At 33.8% G+C, this 22,662-nt stretch carries 20 protein-coding genes, 2 tRNA genes and 1 pseudogene; 6 read left to right on the top strand and 17 right to left on the bottom strand.

Going from position 1 to position 22,662, the window contains the following annotated elements; all coding sequences use genetic code 11:
* The first annotated feature begins 84 nt into the window (after positions 1-84).
* From D0T56_RS15620 to D0T56_RS15605, 4 genes are all read left to right on the top strand, one after another.
* A complete protein-coding gene (locus tag D0T56_RS15620; RefSeq protein ID WP_163321099.1) occupies positions 85-909 on the top strand; it encodes a hypothetical protein in 825 nt (274 codons plus the stop codon).
* Positions 910-1,071: 162 nt separating this feature from the next.
* Positions 1,072-2,196, top strand: a complete 1,125-nt coding sequence (gene dnaN / locus D0T56_RS15615; RefSeq protein ID WP_163321098.1) for a DNA polymerase III subunit beta — start codon at positions 1,072-1,074, stop codon at positions 2,194-2,196.
* Between the two features lie 93 nt (positions 2,197-2,289).
* The gene (locus D0T56_RS15610; RefSeq protein ID WP_163321097.1) at positions 2,290-2,925 is read left to right on the top strand and encodes a hypothetical protein; all 636 of its coding nucleotides are present in this window, start codon (positions 2,290-2,292) and stop codon (positions 2,923-2,925) included.
* 42 nt (positions 2,926-2,967) lie between these two features.
* Complete coding sequence (locus D0T56_RS15605; RefSeq protein WP_163321096.1) at positions 2,968-3,738, top strand: 3'-5' exonuclease; 771 nt, start codon at positions 2,968-2,970, stop codon at positions 3,736-3,738.
* 6 nt (positions 3,739-3,744) lie between these two features.
* Here D0T56_RS15605 and D0T56_RS15600 read toward each other — a convergent pair whose 3' ends face one another.
* Positions 3,745-4,464, bottom strand: a complete 720-nt coding sequence (locus D0T56_RS15600; protein ID WP_163321095.1) for an alpha/beta hydrolase — start codon at positions 4,462-4,464, stop codon at positions 3,745-3,747.
* A gap of 220 nt (positions 4,465-4,684) precedes the next feature.
* On the opposite strand from D0T56_RS15600, the gene D0T56_RS15595 reads away from it, so the two are divergent.
* Positions 4,685-4,761: transfer RNA gene (locus D0T56_RS15595), tRNA-Arg, on the top strand.
* Between the two features lie 126 nt (positions 4,762-4,887).
* On the opposite strand, the gene D0T56_RS15590 is transcribed toward D0T56_RS15595, so the two are convergent.
* The 3 genes from D0T56_RS15590 to D0T56_RS15580 all read right to left on the bottom strand — a co-directional run bounded on the left by D0T56_RS15590 (position 4,888) and on the right by D0T56_RS15580 (position 6,827).
* Entirely contained in the window at positions 4,888-5,808 is a 921-nt protein-coding gene (locus D0T56_RS15590; RefSeq protein WP_221412366.1) for a transposase, read from the bottom strand.
* A gap of 55 nt (positions 5,809-5,863) precedes the next feature.
* Positions 5,864-6,205 (bottom strand): hypothetical protein, encoded by a 342-nt coding sequence (locus D0T56_RS15585; RefSeq protein WP_163321094.1) that lies wholly within the window; start codon positions 6,203-6,205, stop codon positions 5,864-5,866.
* Between the two features lie 64 nt (positions 6,206-6,269).
* Positions 6,270-6,827, bottom strand: coding sequence for a hypothetical protein (locus D0T56_RS15580; protein WP_163321093.1), 558 nt, complete (start codon positions 6,825-6,827; stop codon positions 6,270-6,272).
* A 1,099-nt stretch (positions 6,828-7,926) separates the two neighbouring features.
* On the opposite strand from D0T56_RS15580, the gene D0T56_RS15575 reads away from it, so the two are divergent.
* Positions 7,927-8,009, top strand: a tRNA-Leu gene (locus tag D0T56_RS15575).
* A gap of 550 nt (positions 8,010-8,559) precedes the next feature.
* On the opposite strand, the pseudogene D0T56_RS16920 reads toward D0T56_RS15575, so the two are convergent.
* The 13 genes and pseudogenes from D0T56_RS16920 to D0T56_RS15505 form a co-directional block, all read right to left on the bottom strand.
* Positions 8,560-9,558: pseudogene (locus tag D0T56_RS16920) on the bottom strand (recombinase family protein); the annotation flags it as partial.
* The gene (locus D0T56_RS15560; protein ID WP_163321092.1) at positions 9,555-9,701 is read right to left on the bottom strand and encodes a hypothetical protein; all 147 of its coding nucleotides are present in this window, start codon (positions 9,699-9,701) and stop codon (positions 9,555-9,557) included. The pseudogene D0T56_RS16920 and the gene D0T56_RS15560, both read right to left, overlap by 4 nt.
* Positions 9,702-9,782: 81 nt before the next feature.
* Complete coding sequence (locus D0T56_RS15555) at positions 9,783-10,604, bottom strand: MerR family transcriptional regulator (protein ID WP_163321091.1); 822 nt, start codon at positions 10,602-10,604, stop codon at positions 9,783-9,785.
* 196 nt (positions 10,605-10,800) lie between these two features.
* Positions 10,801-11,208 carry a hypothetical protein gene (locus D0T56_RS15550; protein WP_163321090.1) on the bottom strand — a complete coding sequence of 136 codons (408 nt, stop codon included), beginning with the start codon at positions 11,206-11,208 and terminating at the stop codon, positions 10,801-10,803.
* Between the two features lie 94 nt (positions 11,209-11,302).
* Positions 11,303-11,470 (bottom strand): hypothetical protein, encoded by a 168-nt coding sequence (locus D0T56_RS15545; protein ID WP_163321089.1) that lies wholly within the window; start codon positions 11,468-11,470, stop codon positions 11,303-11,305.
* 45 nt (positions 11,471-11,515) lie between these two features.
* A complete protein-coding gene (locus D0T56_RS15540; RefSeq protein ID WP_163321088.1) occupies positions 11,516-12,382 on the bottom strand; it encodes a hypothetical protein in 867 nt (288 codons plus the stop codon).
* Positions 12,370-14,673: a Piwi domain-containing protein gene (locus D0T56_RS15535; RefSeq protein ID WP_163321100.1), complete on the bottom strand. Its 2,304-nt coding sequence runs from the start codon at positions 14,671-14,673 to the stop codon at positions 12,370-12,372. The genes D0T56_RS15540 and D0T56_RS15535 overlap by 13 nt, the downstream gene beginning before the upstream one ends.
* A 143-nt stretch (positions 14,674-14,816) precedes the next feature.
* Positions 14,817-15,764, bottom strand: coding sequence for a type I restriction enzyme HsdR N-terminal domain-containing protein (locus D0T56_RS15530; RefSeq protein WP_163321087.1), 948 nt, complete (start codon positions 15,762-15,764; stop codon positions 14,817-14,819).
* A 430-nt stretch (positions 15,765-16,194) separates the two neighbouring features.
* Positions 16,195-16,863, bottom strand: a complete 669-nt coding sequence (locus D0T56_RS15525; protein ID WP_163321086.1) for a recombinase family protein — start codon at positions 16,861-16,863, stop codon at positions 16,195-16,197.
* A 63-nt stretch (positions 16,864-16,926) separates the two neighbouring features.
* Positions 16,927-17,373, bottom strand: a complete 447-nt coding sequence (locus D0T56_RS15520) for a DUF488 family protein (protein WP_163321085.1) — start codon at positions 17,371-17,373, stop codon at positions 16,927-16,929.
* Between the two features lie 1,053 nt (positions 17,374-18,426).
* On the bottom strand, positions 18,427-19,128 hold the full coding sequence (locus D0T56_RS15515; RefSeq protein ID WP_163321084.1) for a hypothetical protein: 702 nt from the start codon (positions 19,126-19,128) through the stop codon (positions 18,427-18,429).
* Entirely contained in the window at positions 19,118-20,455 is a 1,338-nt protein-coding gene (locus tag D0T56_RS15510; protein WP_163321083.1) for an AAA family ATPase, read from the bottom strand. Before D0T56_RS15510 ends, D0T56_RS15515 begins: the two co-directional genes overlap by 11 nt.
* Positions 20,456-21,086: 631 nt before the next feature.
* Entirely contained in the window at positions 21,087-21,854 is a 768-nt protein-coding gene (locus tag D0T56_RS15505) for a hypothetical protein (RefSeq protein WP_163321082.1), read from the bottom strand.
* Positions 21,855-22,662 lie beyond the last annotated feature (808 nt).

Genomic DNA, 22,662 nt, shown 5'->3' with positions numbered 1-22,662 from the left:
ATCTGGGCATATACATTCGATAAATTATACAAACTATAAATAGCAACTTGAATTAATTAACACGACAAACAACATTTAAAAATTATGAAGAAAAAATTATTATTATTGACTCTTTTGGCTTGTTCCGTTGCTTACGGACAGGTCGGAGTAAACACGGAAAGTCCTCAGGGTATTTTTCACATTGATGGGCAAAGAAACACAAACGGAAATACAAACATTTCGGACGATGTGGTGGTGAAAACTGACGGCAACGTGGGGATAGGGACAAATGACCCTCAAGCAAAAGTTGATATTCGTACTGCTACGCAAGGTGAAGGATTTAGGTTACAAGACGGAAGCCAAGGTAATGGCATGGTATTAACATCAGATGCCACAGGCAATGGGAAGTGGTCTGCACCCGGGTTTAGTGATTTTACGAGGGTGGAACCAAAAATATTCTCATTTTCAATTCCAACAATAGATGATTCGTCTCTTAAATCTACAAGCGCTATGTTAAAAAATGTAAGCACTAATCAGACTTATTCGATAGAAATGCCGTTTTATGGAACATATTCTTTTACATTGGGGATGAGGATTGTATTTACAAACCTGAGGTCGGACTCATATGTAGACTGTGTGGTCATTCAACTTCTTCCCCGGGATGATATAAGTATCTGGAATGCAGCGTCACCCCGCTTTCCAGGTTCATACGAAGTATATGGTCAAAAAGAATCGTTCAGTGGTATGAATAGTTATCGTTTTTATTTGAGCGAGAACATAACAATAAGCACTAGCACAGGTCGTACTGTATATTTTGCAGTTTCGGTGAGAGGTAGAAACTTACCAAGTCCCTTGACTGGAAGTTTTAGTATTGGTTCTGTAGGGGGATGCCCTCAATGTACAGGTGGGTCTTATGTAAGGATTAATTAGGAGGCTTAAACCCAAAATTTCATACGATAAGGACAAACATTTTTCAGTAAGTGTTTTGTCCTTATTTTTTTCTGAATAGCAGCTCTTGTCGGTGCTTGTCGTTTAGAAAAATATGCCTATATTTGCTCTAATGAATCAAAAATTAAAAAATACAGATATAATATGAAATTTGTTGTTTCAAGTACATCTTTGCTAAGTCATTTGCAGGCTATAAGTAAAGTGATCAATTCAAAAAATACTTTGCCTATTCTCGATTGTTTCTTGTTAGATTTGGATGGGTCAACATTGAAGTTGACGGCGGCAGATACAGAAACCCGTTTAGAGACTTCGGTGGAAGTGAGTGAAGTTGAGGGCAGCGGAAAACTGGCTATAAATGCTAAAAACTTGTTAGATCCATTGAAAGAACTTCCCGAACAGCCTCTCACATTCAGTATCAATGACGAGAATCTTGAGGTGTTCATTTATTTTCATAACGGAAAATATAATTTTATAGGACAAAGTGGCGAAGACTATCCTCAGCCAAAGCAATTGAGCGATTCGGCCATCAGTTTGAAGATTGCCCCGTCGGTTCTGTATTCAGGTATCAACAGAACTATATTTGCAGGTGCGGACGACGAGTTGCGCCCTGTGATGAATGGAGTTTATTTTGATATAACAACAGACGATGTAACGTTTGTGGCATCGGATGGGCATAAACTGGTACGTTGCAAGACGCTTGCGGCAAAAGGTTCGGAAAGGGCATCTTTCATATTGCCAAAGAAACCGGCTAACTTGTTGAGGGCTATTCTTCCAAAAGAAGCAGAAGAGGTTGAGATCAAATTTGATGAAAATAACGCATATATTGCGATGTCAAGTTATGTGATGACATGCCGTTTCATCGAAGGGCGTTATCCGAACTATAATTCTGTGATACCACAAAACAACACAAATAAGGTGACGTTAGATCGTCTTTCATTCTTGAATGCATTGAAGCGTGTATCTGTGTTTTCTAACCCAGCCAGCAGTTTGGTGAAATTGCAATTGGCAGATGATAAGATCGTTATATCGGCTCAGGATATTGATTTCTCTACTGCTGCGGAAGAAACTATCGCTTGCGAGTATGTGGGAACACCAATGAACATTGGATTTAAATCTAATTTCCTGATCGAAATTTTGAGCAATATACCGGCAAGTGATGTTTCGTTGGAATTGTCAGACCCGTCTCGTGCCGGATTGATTTTCCCGATAGAGAAAGAAGCGGACGAAGATTTGCTAATGTTGCTGATGCCTATGATGCTGAACGATTGATCTCACATTGAGATTGTATAATATATAGAGCCTTATTGTCTTTTCCGAGGGAAGCAGTAAGGCTTTTTTCTGTAAGGACCAAGCTGCTACACAATGAAAAGATATAGACCTATCATAAAAGAGAAGATTTTGCCCCTTCTTGTAATAATTGCATTTGCTCTGGCATTTATATTTATGCTACTTAGCCTGTTCTATCCGGAAGGAGCAGAATCTGTAATATATTGGTTGTTTTACTATCCTGCATATAGTTTATTTGGCGGTGGTTTCTACTTCCCATACTATCTGCATTTGGCTATATTGGTGCCTGTTCTTCTTCTGTTCGCTTTTATGATTATATATGCAGCCATACAAAGTCAAAAGGAAGGCGCAAAGCCAATAAAAAAATGGAGAAAGTATGGAACTGTCGTTTTGGTGATTATTATTTGCGCTTTTGTTGCGATTTTATTCACCCGATCATTAATAATCGACCTTCGGCATATTTTAAAAGGAGAGTATGAAGAGCGGATAGAAAATATAGAATCTTTGCGAAGATATAAATCTAGCGGACGCAGTGCTTTTTATAAATTTAGAATTGGTAGGATGAATCTAAATCTTTATCAATACCGGGAATTAAAGAAGTTGAAAGACGAAGCTGATAGTCTGCCCGGAACAATTCAGGTGAAGATTTATTATTTACCCAGCAGTAGAGAAACTTTGAAATATGAAATCATTTCTTCAACTGCAAAATAAACCCTATTTTTGTGTTTTGTTGAAAATAAAAAACTTTATGATATGGAACTTAATCTGAAAAATCCAATTGTTTTTTTCGATCTCGAAACTACCGGAACCAACGTAGTGAAAGACCGGATTGTTGAAATCTCTTTCCTGAAGATTCAACCCAATGGCAAACAGGAAGTGAAAACAAAACGCCTGAATCCGGAGATGCCTATTCCGGCCGAATCGTCTGCCATTCATGGCATAACCGATGAGGATGTGAAAGACGCACCAACGTTTAAACAGATTGCAAAGTCATTGGCCGACCAGATTGAAGGGTGTGATTTGGCAGGATTCAATTCCAGTCGGTTCGATATACCATTGCTTGTAGAGGAGTTTCTCAGGGTGGGGATTGATATTGATTTTACGAAGCGTAAACTGATTGATGTTCAGATTATTTTCCACAAGAAAGAACAACGGACACTCGAAGCCGCGTACAAGTTCTATTGCAATAAGACACTTGAAGACGCACACTCTGCCGAGGCCGATACGTTGGCAACTTACGAAGTGTTGAAGGCTCAATTGGACAGATACGACGATCTGCCTAACGATATGGGCGAATTGGCAAAAGAATTTTCATTCTTTAATGATAATGTAGATTTGGCCGGGCGAATAATAAGAAATGAAAATGGTATTGAGATTTTCAATTTCGGAAAGCATAAGGGAAAACCTGTTGCGGAAGTATTGAAATCAGAGCCAAGCTTTTATGCTTGGATGATGGATGCCGACTTTTCGTTGAACACCAAACAAGTGTTGACAAAGATAAAACTAAGAGAGGCCGGAAAATAATAAGATTCACCCGTCGGAGAGAATTTGACTGAGATTTTCGCTTATTTCTTTGTGTTTCTTGAAAACCATAAGATGATCGCCATCCTTAATCTCAATAGCGTCTTTTATTGTTTTGAATGAAAATATCTGGTCTTTCGTTCCATGTATATGGTAGACGTTAGGCAAGAGAAAGTGAGGCTGCCAGTTTGTGATTTGATGTATGGACCATTTTATGTAGACGGGGTCTGTTTGTGTCATATATTCGTCTAAGGATGAAGTTGGCAGGGTATATACTAGCCTGTTGAAGATATTTGTAATAAATTGTGTTGCAGAATATGCTTTTTCGGGGATTCTTTCCGCAAAATTGATAGACTTTGCCAGTCTGAAAAGGGTAGGGGTTTCGTCTTCGCGTTTGAACGAAGATATGATAATATTCTTTTGAGGTTTAACATATCTGTTCATTTCGTAGAGGATGATAGCGCCAAACGAGTACCCGACCAGCACAAACGGGCGTTTAGTATTGATCGGTGCAATCATTCTTTTAGAATAATCGGACAATGTTTCATCTTTCTGGGGAATGAGCCACTCGATATAAATTTTATTGAAGCCTTCGGGTAGAGTTATATTGTCGAATACTTTGCAGTTGTAGCACATTCCGGATACGAAATATACATTGGTTTCACGCCTCCATATTTTGTTTGTTATGTTATGCCAGAACTGTATAATGTTGTTGCCGTATTTTTTCATAATTCACTAACATAAAAGTTGGACTAAAAGTAATAAATTTTGATGTAATAGTGGCTTGAACTAGGTTTATGATTAAAATAAAGTTCAGATTCTGATTTTTATTCGAGCTATAAATTGTTGATAATTATATGGTTGAAAAAAAACTTAAAAATAGAGGATGTAAATGTTTGTCTCGTAAAGAAAAGTGATTATCTTTGCATCGCATTTAAGTAAAAGAGACGGCTCTGTAGCTCAACTGAATAGAGCATCTGACTACGGATCAGAAGGTTTCAGGTTTGAATCCTGACAGAGTCACCAGAGATGAAAAATAATAGGCATGTAAATCGATGATTTGTATGCCTATTGTTTTTTTATTTGCAGAGAATCTCGGCAAGAGCCGAGACAAAGGATCGGATCAACGTAAAAATATGAGGGATTTTGATTTTACGCATATAATTTTGTTAATCTGAACAAGAAGAAAGCTTTATCCCAGACACCTCTGAATTGAGCCCTGAAAGCTTTAATTTTAGCATTAAAGGATTCAGCCGAGGCATTGGTAGCTCTTCTATCAAAGAAGTTTAATATGGTTTTGTAGTGTGCTTGCACAGAGCGCATCACCGTTCCAAAATGCTCAAAGCCTGACTCCTCAATGGCATTATACCAGCGCGCTAAACGGGTGAGGGCTACTTTTTTATCCTTGGTGGTATGATAGATACTTTTTAGTTGCATTGTTAGTTTATAGGCGACTTCTAATGTTGGATAATAGTGAAATAGTATTTCAGCTCTTTGTCTCTGTCGGGGAGTCCATTTGTCTTCATTTTTAAACAATAAATAACGACTGCGTATAAGAAGTTGACGATGTGTATCCCCATTTTCAAGGATCAATGGCACATACGATTCCTTATTCTCTTTGGCCAGGGCTATCTCTTTATTTTCCTGTTCAATGGCTTTCCAACGAAAAGCTATCCGCATATCCTGCAGAGCATCACAGGCTAACTTTTGTACATGGAAGCGGTCTGTTACCTGCGAGGCTTTTGGAAAACAACGAGTTACTATTACCCCCATATTGGCAGCCATATCCAAAGTGACTTCTTTTACCTTACGCCGTAATCTGTCTTTAATCCTTAATAGGACTTCAATAACATCTTCAGCTTTTGTTCCTCGTACTATAGAGACAATAGAACCTTTCCTACCTTTAGCTTCTTTGTTGGTGATAATTGTATAGAGTTCATCATCACTCAAAGAAGTCTCATCTATACTTAGGTAAGGGCTTATATTCTCGGGAAACAACAGCCATTTGTCTGCGTGTTCACGCTCCGACCATTCAAGAAAGCCAGACAAATAGATACGATACCACTCTTCCAGTCTTTGTGCGTTTAAACCATAAAACTTAGCTAATGTACTACAACTAACGGGAGTATTATCCAGGTGTTCCTTTTAAAAAAGAGGCAAACTCTTCGGTTAGACGAGTGCCTTTTGCTACTACTTCCCAATCACGCATATACGGATTGCCAGTGTCCATATCCTGCCAGCGACGGCGACGGACGTGAAGTATTAAACTTTTCCCTCGAAGAGGAAAGTCGTGTATCGATGCGGGTGGGTAAAAACCTTTGGATTGAAGATGTTTGCCTTTACGCTCTTCTTCCGATAAATCCTTCTCATCCAAATAGATTAATATTGCCGTAGAGGTACGTTCGGCATGGGTTACATCAAAATAAGTCAATATACCATCGGGTAATAATAGTTCGTAGCCTGTTTCCATAAAGCAAAGCTACTCCCTTTTTTCTAACTCCACAACTTTTCGGGCTGATCCGGTGAATACTGAGTTATTTTTTTAGTTCCTCTATTTTATTCTTAGCTTCAGTAAATGCAGCTTCCACAATATTTACATCATTTATAAATACAGTATTATCTGATCCGTATTTTTCAAGCTTTATATACCAAGTACTTTTACCCTTACTTACATAGTATCCGATTTGAAAGCCATCTACAGTTATAAATTTATTTTCTAAATAATCAGGATTTAAAGCAATATCTTTACTCTCGTCAACCTTTAATACAGATAATGCTTTTATGACTTCAAGTAAGTCTGAATATTCAATTGAGGCTGTGGTATTACTATACTTTCCTTCTTTTTCAATTTGATAGAAATAGGCAGATGTATTTGTATTACTGATTTTTCTAATCCGAGTTTCAGGCGAAGAATAAGATGTTTTTAAGTTAGGAAGTTTAGTGTCTATAAACTTAGTTATTGTCCCTGTTTTAGATGAGAAAGCATCCATTTTTGTTTTAACTGTTTCGGCTTCTTTTTTTGCATCCTGAGCAAATAGGGTGAAAGTACAACCTAATGTTAATAAGAAAAGAATAAATAATGTTTTTTTCATAAATGCGTTTCTTTTAGTTAAAAATTCACCAAATGTAATAAAAATGTAGTAATCCTCTTCCAATCCTCAATAAAATCGTTCGATATTTCGATAGGGATTTCAACTAAACTAAAAGAATCACTGGAAAGTGGTTCTTTTTTTGGCCCTTCCTGTCTTTTTGAGGAGAGTCATTTTTTTATTGATCCAGTGTTTTTGTTATAATAAAACCAAATACTGATTGGTGTTATAAAAAAAGAGGGTTAATAATTTACATATTATGTAATTATCAACCCCTCTACATACTGCTTAATTATCACACCTAATTAATCATTTCATTTATCTCAGGAGGGTATCCGTCAGGATCTCAGTCTGGTTGATAATTCCTACCCCATTCGATAAATTTGCAGCACCTAAATAGTCGGTTTTAAAATTAGTGCATTCAATCTTGTTTCCGCTATATGTTATCATTGAGCCCCAATAAACATTGGGATTAGCTACAAGTATTACGTTGTTTCATCAAACAAAATTAGAGGATAAATGAGAGACAGATAAGATAAAAAATGAAATATGAATTTTCAATTTTCAATATTGTGACATAATTATATGTAGCAATTATTATATTTTAAAAATTGCATACGTGCATCGTGTACACAAAGTCATACTTGAACAATATTTTGTCAGATAAAGGGTGTGTTTTATTGTTTTCAAAAAAGACTGTGATAGTATAATATTTGAGAATGAATAACTCGCTATTTGTTGAGTGTAAGGCATTATTTCTACTTAATCTCATTTTTGTATAGGTAATTTTTGCGGCACTTATTCGCTGCTTGAAGATCGCAAGTGATTGGGTGTTAATTGTCTTTTCTTTCTTTTTCTAAAACTTATACATGTATCTTCTACAAGAAAAAAATGTTTATTTATCAGTTGTTTGGTAGTTTCAGAAAAAAGATGTAATTTCGAACCCGAAAAGTTAAGCAGGTACTTGTATAACATCTGTAGAACAATTCAAGACTGAAAAAGGTGCTAAATTGGTACTTGTTCTTTGAAGAAAGTTTGAAGTGCATTTGTTTACAATAATATAGCATTTAACGGATTCAAATCCGGTTTTTGCTCGAGGTTTGCTCGGATGGTGGAATGGTAGACACGCAAGACTTAAAATCTTGTGACCATTAGGTTGTGCGGGTTCAAGTCCCGCTCCGAGTACAGAAAGGGAAGAGTTCTTAGAACTCTCCCTTTTTTTATTTTTACTATTTGCTAATTCGTTGGTATACTTACTAATAAGTGTTATACTTTCATTAAATGGAAGGGTTCGGAATTTTCCATCCTCAAAAATTATTTTTTCAGTAAAGTACGAACCGAGTAGCTTAGTTTTCGTCTCTATCGGTGATTTATCAAAGTAAATATCCAAGTTCGAAATTAGATGAGTCCCGAATGCCAAATACTTCTCTGTTTCCTTGTCAACATCCGTATACTTGGCTCTCTCTGCTTTCAAATCAATCAACTCTGAATTACATGAACTTGCTATTTGAATATACACGTCTTCAGGAATCTTATCCAAAGCATATTTCTTCGTTACAGCCTGTAGATTTATTTCTACCTCATGTATTTTGCTATCTATTGCCTTTAGAGTTGCAATAATGTCTATTTGCGTCCTTTTTAACTCGTCTTTGATGATATTATTGAATAAAGTAATAATTCCTTTAGACGGGCATATTTTAGCAAATTCTGCCGACAACTCCTTATGCACTATTTCAGCCTTGTAGCTTTGTCCTTGGCAATTTTCCGGACACCTGTAATTGTTATAATAACGCTTTTTCTTTTTAGAATTACCATTATTACTGGTACTACCATACATAGGGCTACCACAAATCGGACAGACCATTAAGGCACTTAGCGGAAAATCTTTGTTTTTTCCTCGAACCTCCTTCTTCATTCTATTTTTACCCTTCTTTATAGATTGGACAATATAGAACAAGTCTTTTGTGATAATAGGAGTATGCAGGCCTTCTACTAACATCGCAGGTTCGTTCTTATATGCAGGTACTTTAACCATACCCATATACAGAGGATTTTCCAATACCCGACTTAATGTACTTTTAGCCAACTTTAGACCTATGTGTTTATATTTGTCAATTAGCTCTTTTTGTGTGTATAGCCCTGTAGCATAATCTTCAAATAATTTTTTTATAAGTGGGGCTAGTCGTTCGTTGGGTTTCATTAGTGTTTTTCCTTGATTATCTAAACCACTTACATATCCAATGGGCTGTGTATTGACATATCTCCCTTCTTTCAGACACTGACGAGTTCCTGATATTGATCTATCACTTATTTTTGAATTTTCAGCCTCTGGAGCAGATAAATACACCGACAGAATAATAATATGGTCTGGGCTTTCATAATCAATCCAATTTTCAACGCAATTCACTTCTATCCCCATCTTTTTGAAGTACTCTATCATAATCAAAGCTTCTCCGATATTTCGGGAGAACCTATCCCATTTTTGAACCAACAAATAGTCTATATTGCTTTTATAGGCTTTCACATACTTTTTCAATTCCGAAAACTCAGGTCTATTAAAGTTTTTCGCAGAATGATCTTCTTCAAAGGTATTAGCAATAGACATTCCATGGGTTTGACAGTATAGCTCCAACATACGTTTCTGAGATACTAAGCTATTGCCAAAATCCTTTTGGTCTTTTGTTGATACTCTTGTATATAATATTGCTGCTTTCCCCTTCAACTCTGTTTTCATAATTTGTCCTCCTCTTTATTACCGTTATCTATTACCACTTTTGCCATTTTATAAAGAAATTCTCTAATTTGTTCTATTTCTGCATCTGTGAATTGTTCTTTGTTTTCTTCTAGTATTTTTTTACATTCATTTGTACTTAACATTATTATTTCAACCTAAACTAACCCTTGATTTTTTCAACAGATTAGGTTATTCGAATTTTTCGGATTTATTCCGTCATTATTTTATGCTTTAATTTTCTCTGTGGATTTAATATATACTATGCGTTCATTCTCGACTTTTATTTCAATGTCTTGATACTTAGCCTCACGAATAACATCAATAAGTTTGTTTGAAACATCTATTTTCCTTGTGGCTTCAACTAAATATGTCTCCCCATCCTTTAGTCTTACTCTAATTTCCTGAAAATCACCCGTCCGTAAATAATATAATATTTTCATTTCCGACGAGCTTAAATCTGCCGTTTTAGGGTCTTTTAGACCTAAAGTGAAGTTGTTATTCGGGAAGATGTTTTTAGCCAAATGAAAGAAATTAAATACTAAATGCGGAGGTAAATTTTCTGATGAGATTGTTTCTGCGTATAAAGATGTTGTCATAAAGCCAGTCTTTCCGTCTGCATATATTATCATTAAATACGACTCTTTAAGGATAGAGTGCATCAAACAGAAATCAATCATCCTAAAACTTTCTACTACTTTTTGAAATAGCGCTTCTCTCACTAACAGTATTTTGTCTAAATCCAAACCAAATTCTCGGATTTGAGTAATAATATCTATCCAGATTGACTCTGTGCGGTCAAAATAAAACCAAGCTCCTTCTTTCTCTCTTTCGGCAGGATGAATTAAGCCTTTTTTTACCCAATAACTTAATACCCTCTTCGATTGTTCTGTTACTTTACGTATTTTCTCTTCTCGAAAGCTATGTGTAAGGTCGCCGTCCAAAACAAAAGAAATTAACTCTTTACTCATGTTTTCCATCTGTTCTTGGCGAACTTTTTCCTCCAACTCCTTTTGCTTTTCTTTTAATTTTTCAAAATTCAGTGCCATACTTTTTATATTTTTATACGGCAAAGGTAATTATGAAAAACGATGTGACAAAATTTATTTTGAATAAAAATTAAATTCCTAACCAATTCTCCTTTTTCGCCAAGTGGTTTTAATCGACTATAAAACAGCTCTTTAAACAACAAAAGACAACCTGAGTTAGATTGTCTTTTGTAATATTATTGTTAAACGATATGCTCTATTTTGGAAAAATTTCGTACTTAGCAAAAATTGATTCTGCGGTTTTGATAGCCTTATCAATGTAATCTTTCTCCACTAATCTCTTAGGAGGCTCTACAATAGATTCTGTTAACTGCTTTTTTTCTTCATCAGTCAAAAGGTAGCCATATTCTTTTAATCCATCTCGTATTGCTTGGGAAACATAACCCCAAACTCCTGCACATGCACTGTGATATTGATAGAGCAATTCATCTGTGCTTAAAGTTGAAATGGGAATTGTTCCTTTTTCTTTACTTTCTATATTTATTTCGAGTGTCCTTTTAGCTCGTTCCATTCGTCTATAAATATCTGCATCAGCACCATCTTTGCCATGCCTTCCTACTTTATAGACTCTTCTTAGTAAATATTCATAACTTAAAGCATCCATATTTTAATAATTAGGGTTGTAAATAAAATCAGTAATAAATATATTAATATAGCTTTTTAGCCACATTTCAGCCTCAGAAATACTCGATGCTGTTTTAGAAGGATAGGTAATATCCAGCAGCAGGACTTGGTTTAAAATGATGACTCATATCCCAATAATAGAGCTTACCTTCTTTCTCTATCTTCCCATATACAGTAGTTAAACCACCATTTTCATTCTTTACCTTAAATTCAAATGTTTTTACAGTAGTAATTTTAGCCATATTGTTTTGCAGTGTTAAATTGCGCGTATTTAAGTTATTTTCAGTCTATTTGAAATATTGAGAATATCCTAATAATTTCAAAAGTCCCTTTTTTAATATATTATATAAAACCTTCCAAAGAGAGAATAATCCTCCACTTCCCAAAACACCTCCTATAATATCTATTTTCCCCCAAGTTTCATCATATTTCCAAATATAGAATATAAGTAATCCTGATGCTGTTAATATAATACTACTGCGAAGAAACTTACTTATTCTATCAACTCTTTTTAAAAATAATTCAGAAAAATTTTTCAAATCATGAATTTCTTTTGCATTTGAAAAATCTTTCGAATCAACAATAACTTCTATAGCTCTCAATGCGATACATGTATAAAAATCATGCTTCCCTGAGAACAATTCAGGGTCATTTGTTACTCTTTGGTATAAAGATTTAGTTACATCTATACTAAAATTACCATACAGTAAATACTGAAAAACGAGTACAATTCCTTGTAAATTATCATTACTGGCAAAATTGTTAGAGATAATATTTTTTAATGTAGTATTAATTTTTAGCTGGGTAACATCTTGTGTATTCCTTGTATTGATGACATTAATTATCCATCTTTTATCTATATCAAAACGAAAAACACCAACAATTAATGAGAAAATTAAAAAATCATTGTTTACCCAAGGAGAAGTAGCAGAAGGTTTTTTTTTGCAAAACTGATTATATAAATGAGTAAAAGAACTCTTATCATTTGATATTAATGCCTGAATAAATGAAGCATAATCTTTATCTGTTTGGCTCTGATAGTCTTCAAGATTTATTTGCAAACTATTGTTTTGCAAAAAGCAATAGAATAGTTTTAATATATTGCTCTCTTCTATTTTAGACAAGAATGTATTTTTATTTTCTACAAAAACCATTTTTTTCTTTTTAGTCCATAATTGAGATTATCCACATTCCAATTTGACACATTCTTCATTTTCCCTAATAATCTTGATATTAAATTCGAATATAACATTGTTGCTGGTTCATCACTAGGTAGAAAACCTCTCCATGAAAGATAGGTAAATGCATAGACTTGCTGAACAATATAACTTAAGTCGTAGTACAACATACTATTAAGCTCTAAATTCTGTTCTATATTGCTAGGACGTCTAATTTTTATCTGTATAGGAGAACTCATACCATGCTTTGTCGTTTTAAGTTCATTTGGCCCAATCATTTGAACAATACAGGTTTCATTGTCTATAATGATATTTTGTGCTCTAGTGGGTATAAATTTACCCTTTTCATTCCCAAATTTATCTCTAATGCCATTCTGTTCTATATCAAATAATAAAAACGGATGCTTTTTACTAATAGTAATAAATGCAAATTGGATTTTGAATCTTGATATTTTCTTTATCAATGCACCAATAACATCAAATTCAATATTCTTAATTGGTTTAAAAACGTGAAATAACAATCTAACCGTAGCTCCATCTTGCCAAGCATATTCATTACTTATCAAATTGATAGACTCTTCTAAACTTTTAAGTAGTTCATCAAAATAGTCATCATACTTTACATCCTTGATTTTTTCTCCCAAAAGGTATTGACCATCGCCTGACAAGAATGTTGTTATTCCAACAATCCGATTTTGCTCTGCTCCTTTATATTGATTATCACGCATCCAACTATGACCAATGCCTATTACAATTTCTCGGTCAACTGAAGGTTTAGTCGGCAAAACCCAAGGAGTACCCCCAAGTTTAGCATAAATTTGTAATGCTATTGAATTTAAAATATATTCATTGAAGCCTTTTACCTTCTCTGTTGTAACAAGCTGTACCGGAATTTCCAATGAAAGCAACTTAGCTTTAATCTCATAATAGGGGTTGTCTTTATCTCCGAGTTGTCTAAAGCTTGAGGGTATCTCAACTATTGCTAAATGAGGTTTCTCGTTACTGTTTTTAATAAATTCTGTTATAGCATTTAAATATGACATCTTTGTATACTCGTGCACCTCTTGAATATTGTTCATATCTGCACTATGTAATTCATATTTACCTAACAGACCTTTTTTGAAATAATTGGAATCAGGTAACCCATCTCTAAGATTTGCAAGGAAGGTAGAAAAGGTTCCTCTTATACTTTTATGACAAATGGCTAAAATTTTGGGATTCTTAATGTCAAATGTGGTACTATCATAAGGTCCAAAATCAGTAAGGCCTTTGTCTGCATAGTTACTCTTTTTCGTTCCATCATAATGAAATATAAAAGAAGGGTTAGACAATTCTATTGAATTATCTAATTGTAAAGGATTAGCATCTACGGTAAAGCAAAAACCATCTTTATTTTGAAATAAGTGGGGTGTTGTTTGATTGTTATCTTTATCAATAAATAATGGAGTTGCAATATTGACTATTTCTTTATACAAATTTTCAGCATTGTATATTTCTGGAGTCCTTCTTTTTATTTCATCAAAAATTTTCGTGCTTTTCTCCCTACCAATTTTAAAGTTCAAATAATTACCAATATTAAATCGTGTTTTACGAATGAATAGTTCGGACAAGAGAAAATCTTCATCTCCATTATTAGTCGATACTGTCGCTACACTTCCTTGAATACTTTTAACTCTACCTATAAATTCTTCATTAGGGGCTAAAACATTTTCCAATCCAGGCAAATTCTCCGCGTGAATAACTTCTACTTCCTCTAATGGAAACCCTTCTTTGTAAATTTCTTCACAATTAATTGAGAAAATCCAATTTCGATCTATATTTATTATAAATCCAAACATTGAATTCGAATTGTGTTCTATTTTTCTGAGTTGAATCTCAATTACTTTCTTATATGAAATTCTACCTTTTAAGCTATCAGGCAATAAATTTAAAATTAAATCATCTTTTCCTGAAAAGAATCTGAAAGGATAAAAGTCAATTGGTGTATATCGCTTGAATCTATCTTTGAAATCCCTAAAAAAGACATGTTTAATTAAAGCTGCTGTAATAGTATAATTCTCAAATGCATTTACTTGTTCTGTTGTACCTAAAAATACCACCTCAGCTTCTTGATTATTTGAAATGTATATTTTGTCTCCATCCCTAAAAAAAGAATGGGTAACATTATATTTATTTCGAAGCTCCTTAATCCTTTCATCAGAATATGGTTCTGCATTTATTTGATATTTCTCCGAACCTAGATTTATTGGGAAAAAATTTAATCGCATTCTATTATTTGTTACTTGTATTATTTTCAAAATTAACAAAATATTTTAACATTCTCACTCTGGGTAAACAATTTATTTTCAACAAAAAAAGGTACAGAAAACCTCCTGTACCTATAAACAAGTCATATAAAACTTTAACAAAGTTACACCAATTCTAAGTAATAATCTCTCAATCTCTCTTTACCCACAAGATTATAAAGTTCTTCAAATCGGTTTTTCAACTCTGAACGCTGGCATTCAAATAGAACCTTGTAACTTCCAATGTTTGGCATAATATCAAGTACCTGAATTGTACGACTATCTGTTATTAATCCGAACTTACAGCCTGTCCAAATAGCATAACTACGTGCTTGGCGTTGAGCTTTTTCTATTTCCACTTGCTTGGTTAACCTATGCTCCTTTTTGGCTTCCACGATTAAAATAGTCTGTTCTTTTATTTCTTCTGTCTCATTTGCGAACATCGCAAAATCTATCTCTAAAGACACTTTCCTTGAGCCTTCTGCCCCTTCTATTAACATTGCATCATATCGGTCGTCTTCATTGTATCCAAGTTGAGTAAGAAGAGGCAAAATAAACTTTGTTTCTACTTCTTTTTCTGTTCGAAATACTTTTGCCTGTATCTTATCAAACCATTCATCGGCATTCCAGTTTTCAGGTAATTTATATTCAAATGGAGTAAATTCTATTACTTCCTGTTGTGACTCGAGTAATTTATTAGTTGCGGGCTGTATTTTATCCAATGTAGCTTTACTGACTACTCCTGTTCGTGTATATTCATCCGCAATTTGTAAAAGATTTGATAACGTTATGTTCTTCTCTGAATATGGTAGCCTATTAAGCAGCGTGCTATAATTTTCTTCATTTACATCCTCTACTCGCAAAACCCTTTTCACATCAAATGAATATTTTGCATTAAACTGCTGTGTAGCGCTTACCATTGATACCATATCTTCTGTCTTATCAGCTATAATATAAATTTTTTCCGAAGTGATATAACAAACCAAATCTCCAACATTTGCCTGCCATATAGAGATGCGCTCAAATCCATCTTTCGTTACCTTCGAGTTTTTCTTTGCTGTCTTCTTAGCCATGATATTGAGTTTTGTGCTTTCAGTCTCAAGAAGCAGGTAAATATTAGATTTATAAAAGAAGGCGTGAGACTAAGCCTGTCAGTATTAGAGGCATCGCCAAACACCAATCCACCAAACAAACATAGCTCACGCCTATATAGCATGAGCGTATGCATTGTCTTCTTAGGTGGATATTCAAAAATTGGCGATTTTCTAATACCTAAAAACAAGCTTACGCCTTCATATTTTAATTTTTAGTATTCTAAAAATTTGATGTAAAGGTAGTGGTTTACAGCAAATAGGACAATAGGAAATCCCAATTAATTATTTATATTTGATTTGAGGGGTTTTGTTTGCCAGACGAGGGAATTGGGGAGACGTGGGAAAAGTGTCTAAAAAAGGCTTATTTAAACTTAGAATAGAGATAATAATATTGGGGTAATATATGGAGTTAATCTTCTTTATATCTGTTATACAAAATCTGCACCTGATTCTGTTGGAATAGCTTCCCTGTACGAGTTTTGAACCCAAGTTCATTTATTTCTTTGGTTATCTGATAGAATGACTTGTCTTGTTTTCTCAATGCAATAATCAAAGCTCCTGCCTTACGATTATTTTCATCCTCAATAGCGTTCTGTTGTCTGATCTGCAAACTCGTTTCTCTGGCTTTGTCGGTTAAATTTTCGGGAGTACCTAATTTCTTTCCTTTCTTCTTTAACTCTGCTAATGCCGATTTGGTGCGATGGCTTATCCGTTCTCGTTCATCTTGTGCAAGTACTGCCATGATGCCAATAGTTACAGTATTGGCATTTGGCATATCACAGCATACGAAATCTACTTTTGAGTCTCGCAACATGAAAATGAATGAAGCGTTACGACTGAGGCGGTCAAGTTTAGCAATTAGTAGGATTGCATTCTGTTTCTTACATTCATCAATGGCTTTGATGAGATTAGGGCGGTCGTTCTTTTTTCCGCTTTCTATATCCTGATATTCTGTAATAAGTTCACCTCCTTTGGAAATAAATCTGTTTACATCTGTTCGCTGCGCTTCAAGTCCCAGACCTGACACTCCTTGTTTCTGTGTGGATACTCGGTAGTATGCTATGTATCTTGTTTCCATTGATTAAGTTTGTTAAAGGTGTGTTTAATAAGCTTAAGTATTTGCGCAAAAAATAAAAGACTCTCAAAAGAGTCTTTTGTGCGGTATTGATTCTCCTTTTTTTCCGATATGGGTTACTTCATACCCTAACTGAAATATATCTTCACCGACTAAACTGTATCGGTGACAATTATTATAATCTGCCTCACAACACATTATTGCTATATTATAACCTGCTTCGAGTAACTCTATCAAATACTTAATTCCTGATAGGTAGAGAGGCTGTATTCTTAAATCTTCATAGTTGAGGTTAGTTTTTCCTCCCAACTCGTCCCCTTTGTAGATATACTCAATACCTACAAGCTTCGCGCTTAGAGCAAGTCTGTTCTTATTAAATTCTGGGCGATACTTTGAATAGGGGATAGACCGAATATCTACTAATTTTTCTATTCCATACTTTTCCAATAGATCGAACATTTCTATTGATGTTTTATTTCCATATCCAATTGTGTATAACTTATTGCTAATCATTCTGTTGTTGTTTGTTGTTGTAAATCTATGGATTACACACTATTACACAAATTATACAGACGTTTTTCAGAAAAAAAAAATACCATTATTTTTCGGCATGCTGGGAAATCGTAATTTAGTATTTGTGACATATATGCAAATATCTATCTTGCAACAAGTTAATAAATCGGCATTTCTTGCGAATCCACTGTATTCGCAGGCAATGATCCACTCGTGGAAACGAATCACTAAACAACCTGTAAACAAAATGGTTAACAACAAATTGGCTAAAATTTATTATAATTACAAATCCACCTTATAATGTGTATTTCTAACGTCCTTGAAGATAATAGGTGTGTGTGTTATGTTTTTTATGCAATTTGTACACAGAATTACTGCATTGTACACAAGTTTTCCACAATTCAGTGGAATTAAACTACATTTATCTTATTATCAAACAATTATAATTCAACTACTTGTCTGAAAAATGCGACCCACACACATAAAAACTATTGATTGTAAGGTGTTTACTGTTCTATCTTATTAGTACACAAGAAACAGCAATTTAGGGCGCTTTTGAAGTTGGCTGTGGAATGCTTGTATACAAGCAATAAGTAACTTTTATCTGACAGGCAAGATGCAATAAAAAATAAGCCCATTATAATTGTATCTATAATGGGCGCAATATTGTTATTGATAGGGTTAATGTGTAAAAGTTAGCATCCGATGTTACAATTTTGGCTGTCAGTTCGAGTTGAACCCTAAATTATATTTTTTTCTTTCAAATCCCCTCCCCAAAAGCCCTAAGAGGGCGTTTGAAAGAGAAAAATATTGTCAGATTAGCCGAAACTTATTTTGAGTGTCTGTAACATCGAATCCCATTTTTTACAGTTAATGTAAAGTCAAGTTACGATAGGCATTTCTTGATATACCTTTCCTTCGATAAGTTTTCCATTTAGTTTTTTGTTTCTTTTAATACCATCACTTCCTCATGTACTCCATTGCTTGAAGAAAAAAGTCCACAACAAGCTGATTATATTTTTTTTTACAGTGTAGCAAATTAAGAGATATACCTTAAGCAAACGAAATTTTTGTTTCACTATTTATTATAGCATTATTCTGTGCTTTAATGCGTATCTTGTATTTTTTTGCTATTTGAGTAATAGACATATGATTATCTGTCACAGGTTTACTTTTATCCAACTCTCTTTCATTTTCCCTATATACATCCCCCTGAAATAAAGTTGACTGATAGTTTATTACCACCTTAGGAAAAGAAACAATAGCGTCTACCATTTTATTAGGAGGAATAATATTATGCCTCCGAAGATATTCAGCAGTACTAACAATTTGCCTCACCATACAATGGGGATAATCATTCTTTTTTTCTGATGCTGCTCTATAATCATGAGCATATTTTGTTTCAACCAATAATATCCATTTTTCATTTCCCAATAAGTCATTAGGAAATAATATGCATTCACAATGATGATAAGAATCTTTAGAAACCAAAGGCTCAAAACCTAACATATTACCATTAAAAAGCCTTTCTTTCTTAAAAGAAAAATCTTGAAATATATAATAAAAAACCTTTACTTTTCCTGTATTTTGCAATTTAACAGACTCAACATCGAAATCAGCAATAGGAAGAACTACAATATCACCTCCTTTATCTTCTTTTCTATCTATAATAAAAATTTCAGAAGAATTAATTGTCCCATTAGTACTTGCTCTATCTTCCTTTTGAGCAAAGAAACTCTTCAATTTAGTCTGCATCACCAAAATATCCTAACATTTCGAAATACTCACTCATAACCTCATTCATAATTCTATCAAAACTATGAGAGCCGATAACTTCTGTATCTTCATCTTTTAGATCAATTAATTCGCCAGCTGTGAGTTGCCAAACAGATACCAAATCTGGATTAATCCATGATGACTTACTTGCTAATTCATTTTGTTCATCTTCTGGCATCTTTTTTTGAACTATATAACCCATCATGCAATTGTTTAAAGGATATAATATAAAAGGGCTATGTGTTGTTAAAAGAAGTTGATGATCATACTCTTTATTGTCAATTTCTTTCAAAAGATGATACATGAGATTTTTCTGTGTTTCGGGATATAAGTTTTGTTCGGGCTCTTCAATTATAAACTTGGAATAATGATATTTCTCTATATTTTCAATACTTTTCTTTTGAAGGTCCAATCTAAGTTTATTAAAATCCATATCCTCTTGTATCTCTTTTGCTATTTGATCAGTCATATTCTTTACTTTTTCAATAAGGTTTGCTACCTCTTTTTTATCTATCTTCTCTAAATCCAGATTTGTAAACATTTCCTTAAAAGATAAGAACAGACTATTCGATTCTAATTTTTTGTTTACTAGTGTATTAATCATTGCTTTTTCATTGGGAGAAAGAGGACTCTCCTTTTTATAAAAAACACTTGTCAAATAATCAAATAATAGAATCAAAGGAACTATTGATTGCAACCCACTTGATGCTAATCGTAGGGGCATTTTCTTTTCCTTGCCAACCTGAGAGATAAAATGAATATAGTCTTCTTCAGCGACCTTGTCGTATGAGAAAGAAAAGCCCATATTCAATAGTTCCTTTGATTCTATATATTGTTTTTTTGCATCATTCCAATCATAAAGAAGATTCATTATGTTATCACTAGTTTCGTTGTATCTTCCTAAGTTAGGTATTGTTGTAGCAAAATTTCTTTCGGCAGGAATATATATATTCTTACTCTTGTAATATTTATTTTTCTCTAATAAAGTAAAGGATATATTTTTAGAGTAATCAAAACTTATCTGTATTGCATCAGATTTATATTCTACATATGTTTCTTCCATAAAATACTCATCTCCTATTCTATGAAATTTTTGAAGCATTTCCTCGATGGTATAATTGAATCTTCCATCGATTATATATCTTTTTTCTGCCCATTGACAGAAACTTAGTACTTTAGCAATTGTACTTTTACCACTACTTTGACATCCAATAATAACATTTACTTTATTTATTTCAATGTTAATATCTTTGATTGCACCAAAATGTCTTATTATCAGTTGAGATCTATATTTATATTCTTCCATCAAAATTGAGCGTTTAAATGCTTTTAAAGTTAATAAAATTGAGATTACCATATAGATAATTGATCTCAAAATTATCTCTTTGTACAAAGATAAATATTATTAGCGAAGCGTCGCATATAAAAATATAACATTAGCGTTCACATAAATCTCGAAACGAAAAACTGGTAATTTCTAAGTAAACGAGGAAACCATACAATGCCCATATCGATTAGGCTTGGGCTTGCCAAATTTCATTTGCGGGTATCTCAGTACCTTCGTTTCGGACTTGACGAGTTCCAGTTCTTCTTTTTGTGGTTAAGTGAAATGCTATTGTGAAATTATGAATATTTATTTTATTATCAAATAATTACAATTCTACAAATTGCAAAAAACAATTCACACACACTAAGCACTTGATTACAAAACGTTTACTACTGCATCTTATTAGTACACTAAAGAGTCGCAATTTAGGGCGCTTTTGAAGTTTGCTGTGGGATGCTTGTCTATACCAACTCACACTACCTTTTTCTTCTTAATTACTGCAACTATTCTAACCTCTTTTTCCTTCACTACTAACCGCTACAATCCTTCTTCACGATGACATGAAACATTTCCTTTTCCTCTTCCCCTTTACAAACCCCTAATATCCTTTTCACTTTTTTCTATTATAATCATAGCTTTTTTTCTTGCATTCCATTAAACTATGAACCGAGTCTGCTTCAACTATTTTTAAGAATTCTCTACCCTTTCTTAATCGATTTGGAATTTCTTCGTCGGAAATTACTCCTTGAATGATGCTATAGCAGTCCAATTTGATTCTCTCTCCCTTTGATGTCATTAAGAAAGAATAATTTGACTTGGTTTTAATATAGCCACCTTTCTCCGCCTCCTGTTTGTATCTGCATGCCGTTGCCAATGATACTTTTAGGCATTCTGCAATATAGCTATTAGGCATAGGATAATAACCTTTAATCTTGTTACAGTTCATAGAGAGACCCCCATTTATGCGTCCCGACTGTCTATCAAAATAACGCTTTTTCCTAAGGTAATAGGTAATAACTACTCCACAGCAAAATGCCTTCAAATATATATAGTCCTCTCTTCGGCTAAACTCCCATAATACACCTGTCCTAAGGCTTAAATTTAATTTGCTTATTAATGCCTCATATCCAATAATTTTTAATAGACCTTTCTTGCCGTTTACTGTTACCCACTTCTTTTTAATCAGCCAGTATAAAGATGATTTGATTGTTTTTTCTCCAATACCGATAGCTTTAGCCCATTCCTTGTAGACTTTATTATCGCTTCTATACGCAACGTACCCTTCTGAATTTAATTTCAGATATATGTATAGCTTTAACTGGTTAACTTTACGATTAACCAAAGCATATTCACATAATGAGACAGGTATGTTAGTCAACGTTCTCACTATATGCTTGCTCGTAAATCTGTATAAGTAGTAGTGATAGGGTACAATCCTGTCTCTTCTAAAACCGATTTCAGGTTATAGAGTTCCTTTAATTGTACATAAAATTGGTTCGTAAATAGTTCGGGGAAGAGTACTGCATTGATTATCAATCCTTTATGATTCAACAAATTATAAAGGGTTTTTATTTTCTTACTGTAACATCACTGAAACTATTTTGATTTATTCTAACGGTGGAATATCTCAACTTGTCTTTACAACAAATCTCCTTGACAACAAATATAATAAAATTCATTTCGAAAAGAAAAACACTAATTCTATTTTACTTTATTATAGTAATAGTCGGGGTAAGGGGTATGGTTCTTTTGGGGGTGGCTCTTTTCCTGGAGGTATATATAGACAGGAGAGGTTATATAAAAATAGAGAATTTGAGTAAAAACAGCCGAAAATGAGCAAAAAACAAACGAATTTCGATATGTTTTTTCAGATTTTTCTCACTCTCCAAAAGTTGACAGCTTCCATAATATTTTATATAGAGGTCAGAATTAAAAGCACCTCTGTTTTTAGCCAGAGCACTTGCTTTTTCGTCAATGATGAACTAAGCCTGAACTATCCCTGACTGAAAATGCCAATAGGATAATAGAAACAACTTATATAGATAACATGATATTCTTTTAAAGGATATGAGTTTTTGTGCTATCGGTTTATCTTTTTGTTTCTGCATAGTACCTCTCATTCTCTCTAATAAATTTAAGTTGCTACTTAAAATTTTCTAATAAAAAAGGCCAATCCATTACTTTTG

It is taken from the genome of Dysgonomonas sp. 520, assembly GCF_010501095.1.
Lineage (GTDB): Bacteria > Bacteroidota > Bacteroidia > Bacteroidales > Dysgonomonadaceae > QVMP01.
Note: the sequence above shows the minus strand (reverse complement) of the source record. Positions and strands in the feature narration are given on the sequence as shown.